We start from the raw sequence: 11,801 nt of genomic DNA, 5'->3' as shown, positions 1-11,801 counted from the left end.
GTGGATCTCCAGCAGATGCGTTACGTCGTCGCCGTGGCCGAAACCCGTAACTTCACCCGTGCCGCGGAGCGGTGTTTTGTGGTGCAGTCGTCCCTGAGCCACCGGATCGCCGGTCTGGAACGGGAGCTCGGGGTCAAGCTGTTCGCCCGCTCCAGTCGCCGGGTGGAACCAACCAGCGCCGGGCTCGCGTTCGTGGCCGCCGCGCGCGAGTGCCTGGCCGCTGCCGACCGTGCGGTCGCCGACTCCGCCGCCGCGACCGGGGTGGTGCGGGGCCGGCTCGCCGTCGGCGTGATCGTCACGACGGCCGCCGTGGACGTACCCGAGCTGCTGCAGCGCTATCGCGCCCGGTATCCCGACGTGCGCGTCGTCCTGCGTTCCGGACGCAGTGACGAGCTGGCCGCGGCCGTGCGGGACGGGGAACTGGACATCGCCTTCCTCGGCCTGCCGGAGGGCGAGCGGCCGTCCGGCGTGGAGGCCCTCGTCCTCGATCACGACGAGCACGCCCTCGTTGTGCCGGCCGGGCACCGGCTCGCGGGCGCGTCCCGGGTCACGCTGGCGGAGATCGCCGAGGAGACCTTCGTGGACTTCGCGGCCGGGACGCCCGCCCGCGCCCAGTCCGACCAGGCCTTCGCCGCGGCGGGCCTGGTCCGTGACGTCGCCTACGAGGCCGGCGTCGTCGAGCTGATCTCCCGGCTGGTCGCGCGCGGGCTCGGCATCGCGCTGCTCCCGTCGGCATACGTCCGCCCCCTGGCGGCCGGCGATCCCGAACTGGCGCTGGTCCGTGTGCTGGACGGGCCGCATCGCCTGGAGCACCTGGTGTGGAGCCGCTTCAACCCCAGCCCGGCAACCCGGGCGATGCTCGACGTCCTCGGGGTCGGGCGGGGGCCGGCCGCCTCCTGACCCCACCCGGGATACGTCAGCTCCGCGCCACCGGCCCGCTCGCCAGCAGCCCGTTGACCACCAGTGCGGCCAGCGTCTCGGCCGTGGCGGTCTGCTGCTCCGGCGAGGGGTGCTCGGGCCTGCCCAGGCGCCGGGCCAGGGGCACCTCCACCATTCCGGAGACCGGCGGGATGACGGCGAAGAACAGCACGTCCATCGGGATGGGCGCCATGCGTCCGCAGGCCACGAGCCGCTCGATGCTGGGGGCGAGGATCTCCAGCATCGGCGTGATGTAACGCTCGTACAGGTAGTCCAACCGCTCGGTGTCGCGGTTGAGTTCCTCGACGAAGAGCCGCCCGACCAGCGGTGAGTCCACCGCGCCCTGGTAGAAGCCGGTGATGATCAGCCGCAGTTGCTCGACGTCGTCCAGCGAGGGATCCACCTCGGGCATGCGGCCCAGGTGTCCCCCGAGGACGTAGTCGACCACCGCGCGCCAGAAGGCGGCCTTGGAGCCGTAGCGGTCGTTGATGAAGTTGTGGCTGACGCCGAGGCGGCGGGCCAGCTCCCGCGCGGAGGCGTGGTCGTATCCCAGCTCGGCGAAGGCTTCGAGCCCGCGCTGCAGGATGCTCTCCTCCTCCGGCACCGCAGGTGTGTCCGCGCCGGGGCGTCCCGGCCGCCGAGCGGATTCGGCTCTCGCGCCCACCTTGCCTCCCTCACTGCCTGCCCCGAGCCTCCGGGGTCGCCGACAGTTTACTTGACACCTGTCAGACGGAAGCTAATCTGACAGATGTCAGGGGAATCTGACAGCCGTCAGGGCGGCCGGAGCAGCATCCCCACCCTCGCCGGACACCCTCGTGAAGCGGAGCCCGTCATGTCCCACCCCTCCACCGACACCCCCGTCAGCACCTCACCCCTCCCGCCCGCCGAGGCACCACCCCGGAATCGCTGGTGGATCCTCGCCGTGATCGGCGTGGCCCAGCTGATGGTCGTGCTGGACAGCACGATCGTGAACATCGCGCTCCCCTCGGCCCAGAAGGACCTGGGGTTCTCCGACGGGGACCGGCAGTGGATCGTCACCGCCTACGCCCTCGCCTTCGGCAGCCTGCTTCTGCTGGGCGGCCGTATCGCCGACCTCTTCGGCCGCAAGATGACCTTCCTGGTGGGGCTGGTCGGCTTCGCCGGGGCCTCCGCTCTGGGCGGCGCCGCCGGCAGCTTCGAGATGCTCGTCGTCGCCCGCGCCGCACAGGGCCTGTTCGGCGCGCTGCTCGCCCCGGCCGCGCTGTCCCTGCTGACCACGACGTTCACCGACGCCAAGGAACGCGCCAAGGCCTTCGGCGTCTACGGCGCCATCGCCGGCGCCGGCGGCGCGATCGGCCTGCTCCTGGGCGGTGTCCTGACCGAGCACCTCGACTGGCGCTGGACGCTCTACGTCAACCTCGTCTTCGCCGCCGTGGCCTTCGCCGGCGGAGCCGTCCTGCTCCGGCGCACCACCCGCGACCGCGGCGTCAGCATCGACATCCCCGGCGCGGCCCTCGTCGGCGCCGGACTGTTCTGCCTGGTCTACGGCTTCTCCAACGCCGAGAGCCACGACTGGAGCTCGGTCGCCACCTGGGGCTACCTGGCCGCCGGCGCCGTACTGCTCGCCGCCTTCACCTGGTGGCAGACGCGCGCCGCGCACCCGCTGCTGCCGCTGCGGATCCTGCTGGACCGCAACCGCGGCGCCTCCTTCGTCTCCGTCCTGATCAGCGGCGCCGGCATGTTCGGGGTCTTCCTCTTCCTGACCTACTACCTCCAGCAGAGCCTCGGCTACTCGCCCATCAGGACCGGCCTGGCCTTCCTGCCGATGGTGGCCTCGCTGATGCTGACCTCCACGCTCGCCTCCAGCATGCTGATCCCCCGCATCGGCCCCAAGCCGGTCGTGCCCTTGGGCATGGGGCTGGCCGCCGCAGGCATGGTCTGGATGACCGCCCTCGACCTGAGCAGCGGCTACGCCTCCGACGTGCTGCCCCCGCTGATCGTGGCGGGCCTCGGCCTCGGCCTGGTGATGGCGCCCGCCATGAGCCTGGCCACCGCCGGTGTGGACGCGAAGGACTCCGGGGTCGCCTCGGCCACCGTCAACGCCATGCAGCAGGTCGGCGGCTCCATCGGCACCGCCCTGCTCAACACCCTGGCCACCGGCGCCGCCACCGACTACCTGGCCGGCCACGACCCCAGGGACCCCGCCGTCCAGGCGCAGGCCGGCCTGGAGGCCTACTCCACCGCCTACTGGTGGTCGGCCGTCTTCTTCGCCGTCGGCCTGGTCGTCAGCGTCGTCCTCTACCGGCGCGGCGCACCGGCTACCGACGCGGCCGCGGCCGCGGCACCGGTGGTGCACATGTGAGCCGAGCCTCCCTCCCCCCGCCCGGCGCGACCCCCGGAGTCGCGCCGGGCTCGCTCTCACGGATTCCCGCACTCCGTACCATGAGAGGCATGAGCGCCATGAGAGCCACGAAGGAGACCGTCGAGCCGCCGATTCCGCCCGCGCCGGGCGCGGAGCAGTACCCGTCGCTCGCCCTCGCCAACAGCGTCATCGCGCTGCCGGGCGGGCAGTTCGTGGATCAGCTCGGCACCGCGGCCGCGGCGAACGAGTGGCTCGTCGAGCGCGACCTCGCTCCCGTCGACGCCGGGATGCGGGAGATGTGCGCGGCGCAACTGCGGGCGCTGCGGGAACAGATCCGGTCGCTGTTCGACTCACGGGTCGCGGCGCTGCCCGCGCTGCCGGCCGCGCTGAACGCCGTGAACGACGCGCTGACCAGGGTGCCCACGGCTCCGCTGCTCCAGTGGGACGAGAAGGGCGGCCCCTACCGCGCGGCCCCGCACCCCACCACCGAGATCGTCGACCACGCCCTGGCGACCCTCGCCGCCGACGCCGCCGACCTGCTCACCTCCCCCGACGCCGAACGCCTCACGGCCTGCGGCTCACCCCCCTGCAACCGCTACCTGCTGCGCCACGGCCGCCGCCACTGGTGCTCCACCCGCTGCGGCGACCGGGCGCGCGCGGCCCGCGCGTACGCCCGGCGCACCCAGCCCCCGACGGACTGAGGACCTCACGCCTATCATCCGCTGGGGCTCGCCCTGGTCGTCGTACGTCGCCCTGGCGCGGGCCTGGGTCCAGCCCCAGGTGCCGTCCAGCTTGGTGCCGTGATGGCGGCTGACCTGGGGGTCGTCCTCGCCCAGACAGATGTGCACCTCGGGCCGGTTGCGCCCGAACAGCACCTCGCGGCCCTCGCCGGGGCCCAGCGCCATGCCACCGCCGAGCGCGAGGGCGAAGAGCGTGCCGGGGACGGGGGCCGAGGCGCCCCGGGCGAGGCTGCCGTGGGTGGGCGGCAGGGCACGGCCACCGCCGGGGACGGGACGGGTGTGGCCGTTGTTCATGGGGCGTTGGCCAACGATCATGTCCCCTCCGGCAGTTGCGCGGCGATGTTCCTCACCGCGGCGGCAGACAGGGCCTCGGCCGTGGCGCACTCCTGCTCGACCGGCCGCTGCCCGCGTACGGTCAGCCGGAACAGCTCGGTCGTGCGGTCGCCGACGGAGTTGGTGTACGTCCGGTGCGGTGCGTACACGACGCAGCTGCCCTCGCCCTCCTCCTCCGGTGAGACATAGCTCGTCGTTCCGGCGACGGACGTCGGCCGTCCGTTGTCTTCCAGCTGGTTGTCCCGGGTGAACGACAGTTCCACGAAGGCCTTGTCGCCGTCCGCGCTCGCCCATTCGCAGTCCCAGTTGGCGAACCCGTAGTCCGACGGCCGGGTCCCCAGGTCCGGTACGCGCCTCAGCGCGGCGGTGTCGAGCAGCTTGCAGGCGTCGAGGCGGGCGAGCGAGGTGGCCGGCCAGGACTCCGCGCGCCGGGGCACCGGGCCCTGGTCCAGCACCGTGACCGCGTAGTCGGTGGCGGCGTCGGCCAGGGCACAGGGATCGGGGGCGCCGGCTTCCCGCCGCTCCCCGCGGACGATGATCCCCCGGCGGTCGGAGGTCCGGATGTACCGCTCGCAGTGGTCGCCGACGCGCGCCAAGCCGGCGACCTGGACGCTGCCGACCCGCCGGACGGACAGGCCGCCGTCGAACTCCCGGGCCTCACTGAGGAAGTTGGCCTCGACACCGGCGAGCTCGTCCCCGTCGGCGCCGAGTACGAGCACGTCGCAGCGGTCCAACTCGCCGTAGTCCGGGTCGAGTTCGGTGTCCCCGAAGCGGCTCAGCGAGGCGGCGTCGAGCAGCCCGCACGGGTTGGCCGTACGGATGTCGCCGATGGCGCCGGCCTGCGCGGCGGCCGTGGCTGGGGGCTTCGCGTCAGGGGCGCGGGGGGTGTCGTCCGGGTCGCCGCCCGACGTGGCGACGAGGATCCCCGCCGTGACCGCGGCCGCTACGGCCAGCGCCCCCGCCGTGATCGCCAGCGGGCGCCGCCGACGCCGTACGGCACGCGGCAGCCGGAGGGTGAGCGAGGCGAGGTGCAGGGTGTGCTGGTCGTGCAGCCTGCCCTGGATCTCCGGGGGCGGCGGGGCGGCCCGCGTCAGCAGCCGGTGCGCCTCGGCGGCGTCCGGGCGGCGACGGGCGTCCAGCTCCAGCAGCGCGGTCAGCGGGGTGGTGAGCAGGCCGGCCCGCTCGGCGGGTTCGAGGTGGCCCTGGACAGCGCGGGCGACGTAGGCCATCGGGTGGTCGACCTCGCCGTACGGCGAGTGGCCCTCGACCGCGGCGAACAGGCTGGCGCCGAGGGAGAACACGTCGGCCTTCTCGTCGGCGGGCCGGCCCTTGGCCAGTTCGGGCGCGAGGTACTTGGGCTTGCCGCGCACCACGCCCGCCGTGAGCGTGTGCGTCTGGGTGACGTCGCTCCACAGGGCCCGTGCGATGCCGAAGTCGGTCAGCCGGGCGACGCCGTCCTCGGTGACCAGGATGTTCTCCGGCGTGACATCGCCGTGCACCACGCCTTCGGCATGGGACTTCGCCAGCGCGGCCGCGATCTGGCAGCCGACGGACCCGGCGTCCTCGGGCGACAGCGGGCCGGATTCGGCGACGAGCTGGGCGAGGCTGCGGGAGGGGACGTACTCCATGACGATCCAGCAGGTGGACTCACCGGATCCGCCGCCGGGCCCTTGGCCTGACCCCTGGCCGGCCCCCTGGCCGGACCCCTCTTCCGGCTCCTCGACGAAGTCGAAGACCGGCACGATGTTCGGATGGTGCAGCCGGGCGGCGTACTGCGCCTCCTTCTTGAGTCTCCTGGCGGCCTGTTCGTCGTCCGGGCGGGCGCACTTGACCGCGACGGTCCGCTTCAGCGTCTCGTCCCACGCCTGCCACACGACGCCCATCCCGCCCCTGCCGATGGGTTCCCTGAGGAGGTAGCGGCCGGCGACTTCGTGCCCGGCCTTCAACGTCAACACGGTCACGGAGTGTACGGAGCCCTGGGCCAACAGTGACTGCCTTCACGGGACTTCATACGGACGAGCACAGGACCCTCTCAGGGTCCCGGCTCACTTCGTGCCGACCGTCCGCAGCACCGTCACCGCCAACGTCCTTGCCACCTCCACCACTTCGGCGACCGACACCCGCTCCCGCTCGCTGTGCGCGACCCGGATGTCCCCCGGCCCGTACTGCAAGGTCGCGATCCCCGCCCCGGCGTACAGGCGCAGATCACTGCCGTACGGCGCCCCGCACTCGCGCGGGTCCGCGGCTCCCCCGGTGTCTGCGTGGGCGCCGCGGATCAGCTCCGGCAGCGGATGCCCCTCCGGCAGCCGGCCGCCGGCGAACTGCCCGCCCGGCCAGGTCACCGTCGCCGGATGGTCCCGCAGCCACGGATCGGCGGCGCACGCCTCGGCGACGCACCGCTCGAACGCGGCCCGCGCCTGCGCCGGGTCCTCGCCGAGCCGTACGCCCAACCGGCCCTCGGCGACAAGCAGATCGGGCACGCTGCTCGCCCAGTCCCCGGCGCGCACGGTGCCCACCGACAGGGCGTAGGGGATGGGGTGTTCGGCCATCAGCGGATGCGGGTCCCGGTTGCGCTCGGTCTCCAGCCGGGCCAGCGCCCGGTGCAACGGCAGGTACCCGTCGATCGCGCTGACACCCTGGTCGCGGGCGCTGCCGTGCGCCGCCTTGCCGGGCACGGCGAGGCGGAAGGTCAGCGCACCGGCGTTGGCGGTGACGAGCGCGCCGCCCGTCGGTTCGGTGATGACGCAGACGTCGCCGCGGTGGCCGCGCCGCAGCGTGCCGAAGGCGCCGAGTCCGCCGTCCTCCTCGCCCACCACGAAGTGCACGCCGACCCGCCCGCGCAGCCGCACTCCGGCGGCCCGTATCGCCGCGAGCGCGGCGAGGTGGGCCACCAGCCCGGCCTTCATGTCACAGGCACCGCGCCCGTGTACGACGTCCCCGACCACCCTCGGCACGAAGGGATCGCCGTCCCAGGCGTCGAGATCCCCGGGCGGTACGACGTCCACGTGGCCCTGCATCACGAAGGTGGGCCCGTCGCCGCCGTCCTCCGTCACGCCGACCAGCCCCCAGGCCTCGTCCCGCTCGGCCTCCGTCCCCGGGAAAGCGGGGTCCGCACGCAGCGCGTCCAGGTCCATGGACCACAGGTCGACGTCCAGACCGAGCCGCTCCAGCCGCCCGGCCAGCAGATGCTGGAGCTCCGACTCGGCCGCACTGCCGGTCACACTCGGCACGGAGATCAACTCCAGCAGCGTCCGCCCGATCCCGGCGTCGTCGATCTCCGCCAGTACGGCGCGCTCCACGTCACTCAGCACGATGCCGCTCCTCCCCTCGATGGTGCTCCGCTTCGGCCACACGGTAGGCCCCTGGCCGTCGTCACCTCTCGACGCAGGCCCGCACCCTCCAGCCCGTCTGGGGGTCCCCTGCTCGAAGAGCTTGGGGGAGTTTCCCGTCAACCCGAACCACCCACCGTGAACCCGACCGCCGTCCCACCCCCGTCCCGCCGGAAGGCGAACGGCGCCCCGCCATGCGCCAGCGCCACCTCCCGCACGATCGACAGGCCCAGCCCGGACCCGGGCAGGGAACGCGCGTCGGCGGCGCGGTAGAAGCGGTCGAAGACGCGAATCAGGTCGTCCTCGGCGATGCCGGGCCCCCGGTCGAGGACCTCTACGCGGACCGTGCCCGGGCGGGCCGGGCCGGCGACGTTGATCTCGATCGGCGCGGTGCCGTCGCGGTCGAACTTCGCCGCGTTGTCGACGAGGTTGGTCACCGCCCGCTGGAGCATCCCGAGCCGCCCCTGCGTCGCCGTCTCCCCGCTCGCGCGCACGAGGATCCGGCGCCCGGTCCGCCGCCGTGCGACGACCGCGACGTCCTCGGCGATGTCGGCGAGGTCCACCCGCTGGGCCGGCTCGGTGTCGGACTGCCCGGCCGCCAGATCGACCAACTCGTTGACCAGGTCGGTCAGTTCGCGCGCCTCCTGGCCCAGGTCGGCCACCAGCTCGCCGCGGGTTTCGGGCGGCAGCTCGTCGATGCGGCGCAGCAGGGAGATGTTCGTACGCAGGGAGGTAAGCGGCGTGCGCAGCTCGTGGCCCGCGTCCTGCACGAGGCGCCGCTGGTCCTCCTCCGACTGGGCCAGCCGCCCCAGCATGCGGTCGAAGGCCCGGCCGAGGCGGCCGACCTCGTCGTAGCCCGTGACGGGTACCTGGATGCCGAGCTGCCGGGTGCGGGCGACGTCCTCGGCCGCGTCGGTGAGGACGACCAGGCGGCGGGTGATGCGCCGGGCCAGCCACCAGCCGAAGAGCCCCGCGAGGGTCACCACGGCCGACATCAGCAGCAGCGTCCGCTGCTGGAGCGCCCGCAGCAGGTCCTCCGTGTCGCTGAACTCCTGCGCGATCTGCACCGCGCCCCGCCCGCCGCCGAGCGCGACGGTGGCGACGCGGTAGACGTCGCTGCCGACGTCGACGTCCCGGTGCTGGACCATCCGCCCGGCCGTCCCGTCGGCCGCGATCCGCCGGTCGGCGCCCGTGACCGGCAGCCCGGGCCGCCCCGGGTCGACCACGGCACCATCGGGGCCCAGCACCTGCACATCGGTACGGGCGGGCCGTACGAGATCGTGGCCCGGCGCCGAGGAGGAGAAGTCCTCCGGCAGCATCGGCCGCTGGCGCACCTCGCCGCGCAGGTCCTGCACGACCTCGTCGAACACGGACTCCTGGTCCACCCGTACAAGGCGGGCGGCGGCGGTGTACGACAGCAGCCCGACGAGGACGGTGACCACGGCGGTCACGGCCGCGAAGGACACGGCGAAGGTGGAGCGCAGCGAGACGAGCCCGGTCCGCCGCCGTCCGGTCAGCAGCCGGGCGAGCCGACGGCGCGCGGGGCCGCCCACTCAGTCCTCCCGCAGCACGTAACCCACCCCGCGCACCGTGTGGATCAGCTGCGGCGCGCCGGGATCGTCGAGCTTGCGGCGCAGATAGCCGACGTAGACGGCGAGGTTCTTGGAGCCGGGACCGAAGTCGTAGCCCCAGATACGGTCGTAGATGGTGGAGTGGTCGAGGACGATGCCGGCGTTGCGCACCAGCAGCTCCAGCAGCTCGAACTCGGTCCGCGTCAGCTCCAGCTCCCGCCCGCCCCGCCAGGCCCGCCGCGCCTGCGGGTCCATCCGCAGCCCGGCCGCCTCGATCAGCCGGCCGGTGGTCTCGGGGGCCTGCTTCGGTACGTCGACGGGGGCGGCGCCGTTCGTCTCGCTGGTGCGGCGCAGCAGGGCGCGCAGCCGGGCGAAGACCTCCTCCACGTCGAAGGGCTTCACCACATAGTCGTCGGCGCCCGCGTCCAGGCCCGCGATGCGGTCCTGGGTCTCCACGAGCGCCGTCAGCATCAGGATCGGGGTGCGGTCGCCCTCGGCGCGCAGCACCCGGCAGACCTGGAGTCCGTCGATGCCGGGCATCATCACGTCCAGGACGAGCACGTCCGGCGGCGTGCGGTGGGCCTGCGCCAGCGCCTCGACGCCGTCGGCGACCGCGGTGACCTGATAGCCCTCCAGGGTCAGCGCGCGCTCCAGGGCGTGGCGGATGGCGCGGTCGTCTTCGGCGAGGAGAACAGTCTGGGACACGGGTTCAGTCTGCCAAGGCCTCCGGCGGTTCGGCCGGGTGGGCTGCGCTGCAGTTGCCCTTCTTACTGGGCTCACACCCTCACACGGCCGCCCCTGGGGGCTCCGCCCCCAGACCCCCTTTTCGGCCTGAACGGCCTCGTCCTCAATCGCCGGACGGGCTGTTCAGCGCGGCCAGCTGCTCGGCGAAGGGCACCACCGTGAGGTCGTCCGCGGCGGCCGTCCTGACTCCCGACAGCCCCTGCATCAACCCCACCAGCTCCCCCGCCGCCCGCTCGACGCGCCCGTCCAGCCCCTCCGCGCCCCAGTCCTCCGAGGCGGCGTACACGCCGGTCGGGACGACCACGGCCCGCAGGTGGGCGAAGAGCGGACGCAGCGCGTGCTCCAGGACCAGCGAGTGCCGGGCCGTACCGCCGGTCGCGGCGATCAGCACCGGGATACCCGCCAGGGCGTCCTTCTCGATCACGTCGAAGAACGACTTGAACAGCCCGCTGTACGACGCCGAGAACACCGGCGTGACCACGATCAGCCCGTCCGCCGAGGTCACCGCGTCGATCGCGGCGGCAAGACGCCGGCCGGGGAAGCCGTTGGTGAAGTTGTGCGCGATCTCCACGGCGAGGTCGCGCAGCTCGACGACCTCGACGTCCACCGTGTCGGCACTGCGCCCCACCACCGCCGCGGCCAGCCGGTCTCCCAGCAACCGCGTGGAGGACGGGACGCTCAGCCCCGCGGACACGACGACGAGCTTCATGCGACGGTCACCTCTTCCGACTCCTTCTCGGCCAGCAGGGAAGCGTGGGTCGGCGCGTCCGGCACCTCGGCCGGGCGTCCGGCGGCGAACTCCTTGCGCAGCACCGGTACGACTTCCTCGCCGAGCATGTCGATCTGCTCCAGGACGGTCTTCAGCGGCAGCCCGGCGTGGTCCATCAGGAACAGCTGGCGCTGGTAGTCACCGGCGTACTCGCGGAAGCTCAGCGTCTTCTCGATCACCTGCTGCGGGGAACCGACCGTCAGCGGGGTCTGCTCGGTGAACTCCTCCAGCGACGGGCCGTGCCCGTAGACCGGGGCGTCGTCGAAGTAGGGCCGGAACTCACGGATCGCGTCCTGGGAGTTCTTCCGCATGAAGACCTGACCGCCGAGCCCCACGATGGCCTGCTCGGCCGTGCCGTGGCCGTAGTGGGCGTACCGGGACCGGTAGAGGTCGATCATCCGCTTGGTGTGGTCGGCCGGCCAGAAGATGTTGTTGTGGAAGAAGCCGTCGCCGTAGTACGCCGCCTGCTCGGCGATCTCCGGGGAGCGGATCGAGCCGTGCCAGACGAAGGGCGCGACCCCGTCCAGCGGCCGCGGCGTGGACGTGAAGCCCTGCAGCGGCGTACGGAACTTGCCCTCCCAGTTCACGACGTCCTCGCGCCACAGCCGGTGCAGCAGGGCGTAGTTCTCGATGGCGAGGTTGATGCCCTCGCGGATGTCCTGGCCGAACCAGGGGTAGACCGGGCCGGTGTTGCCGCGGCCCATCATCAGGTCCACCCGGCCGTCGGCCAGGTGCTGGAGCATCGCGAAGTCCTCGGCGATCTTCACCGGGTCGTTGGTGGTGATGAGGGTGGTGGAGGTGGAGAGGATCAGCCGCTCCGTCTGCGCCGCGATGTAGCCGAGCATCGTCGTCGGCGACGAGGGCACGAAGGGCGGGTTGTGGTGCTCACCCGTGGCGAAGACATCGAGACCCACCTCCTCGGCCTTCAGCGCGATGGCGACCATGGCCTTGATGCGGTCGCGCTCGGTCGGCGTACGGCCCGTGGTGGGGTCCGGTGTCACGTCGCCGACGCTGAAGATCCCGAACTGCATGGTCGCTCATCCTCCAGATTGTTGA

10 protein-coding genes are annotated in these 11,801 nt (G+C 72.9%); 3 read left to right on the top strand and 7 right to left on the bottom strand.

Annotated features, from left to right (window positions below):
- Entirely contained in the window at window positions 1-900 is a 900-nt protein-coding gene (locus tag OG254_RS28380) for a LysR family transcriptional regulator (RefSeq protein WP_405595231.1), read from the top strand.
- Window positions 901-916: 16 nt separating this feature from the next.
- Here the strand turns inward: OG254_RS28380 and OG254_RS28375 are convergent, their stop codons facing one another.
- Window positions 917-1,582 carry a TetR/AcrR family transcriptional regulator gene (locus tag OG254_RS28375; RefSeq protein WP_405587079.1) on the bottom strand — a complete coding sequence of 222 codons (666 nt, stop codon included), beginning with the start codon at window positions 1,580-1,582 and terminating at the stop codon, window positions 917-919.
- Window positions 1,583-1,750: 168 nt separating this feature from the next.
- Here OG254_RS28375 and OG254_RS28370 point away from each other — a divergent pair, with 168 nt between their 5' ends.
- Both OG254_RS28370 and OG254_RS28365 read left to right on the top strand, forming a co-directional pair.
- Window positions 1,751-3,259: an MFS transporter gene (locus OG254_RS28370; RefSeq protein ID WP_405587077.1), complete on the top strand. Its 1,509-nt coding sequence runs from the start codon at window positions 1,751-1,753 to the stop codon at window positions 3,257-3,259.
- 98 nt (window positions 3,260-3,357) lie between these two features.
- Window positions 3,358-3,960 carry a CGNR zinc finger domain-containing protein gene (locus tag OG254_RS28365; RefSeq protein WP_405595229.1) on the top strand — a complete coding sequence of 201 codons (603 nt, stop codon included), beginning with the start codon at window positions 3,358-3,360 and terminating at the stop codon, window positions 3,958-3,960.
- A gap of 350 nt (window positions 3,961-4,310) precedes the next feature.
- On the opposite strand, the gene OG254_RS28360 is transcribed toward OG254_RS28365, so the two are convergent.
- The 6 genes from OG254_RS28360 to OG254_RS28335 form a co-directional block, all read right to left on the bottom strand.
- Entirely contained in the window at window positions 4,311-6,287 is a 1,977-nt protein-coding gene (locus OG254_RS28360) for a protein kinase domain-containing protein (protein ID WP_405587074.1), read from the bottom strand.
- A gap of 90 nt (window positions 6,288-6,377) precedes the next feature.
- Window positions 6,378-7,643, bottom strand: coding sequence for an ArgE/DapE family deacylase (locus OG254_RS28355; protein WP_405587071.1), 1,266 nt, complete (start codon window positions 7,641-7,643; stop codon window positions 6,378-6,380).
- 137 nt (window positions 7,644-7,780) lie between these two features.
- A complete protein-coding gene (locus OG254_RS28350) occupies window positions 7,781-9,214 on the bottom strand; it encodes an ATP-binding protein (protein WP_405587068.1) in 1,434 nt (477 codons plus the stop codon).
- Complete coding sequence (locus tag OG254_RS28345; RefSeq protein WP_405587065.1) at window positions 9,215-9,937, bottom strand: response regulator transcription factor; 723 nt, start codon at window positions 9,935-9,937, stop codon at window positions 9,215-9,217. It abuts the gene before it with no gap.
- A 142-nt stretch (window positions 9,938-10,079) separates the two neighbouring features.
- A complete protein-coding gene (locus tag OG254_RS28340) occupies window positions 10,080-10,685 on the bottom strand; it encodes an FMN reductase (protein ID WP_405587062.1) in 606 nt (201 codons plus the stop codon).
- Window positions 10,682-11,776, bottom strand: coding sequence for an LLM class flavin-dependent oxidoreductase (locus OG254_RS28335; protein ID WP_405587059.1), 1,095 nt, complete (start codon window positions 11,774-11,776; stop codon window positions 10,682-10,684). Before OG254_RS28335 ends, OG254_RS28340 begins: the two co-directional genes overlap by 4 nt.
- Between the last annotated feature and the right edge of the window lie 25 nt (window positions 11,777-11,801).

The sequence above is a fragment of the Streptomyces sp. NBC_01092 genome (assembly GCF_045039535.1).
GTDB lineage: Bacteria > Actinomycetota > Actinomycetes > Streptomycetales > Streptomycetaceae > Streptomyces.
The sequence above is the reverse complement of the archived record's forward strand: the minus strand, read 5'-3'. Positions and strand labels throughout refer to the sequence as shown.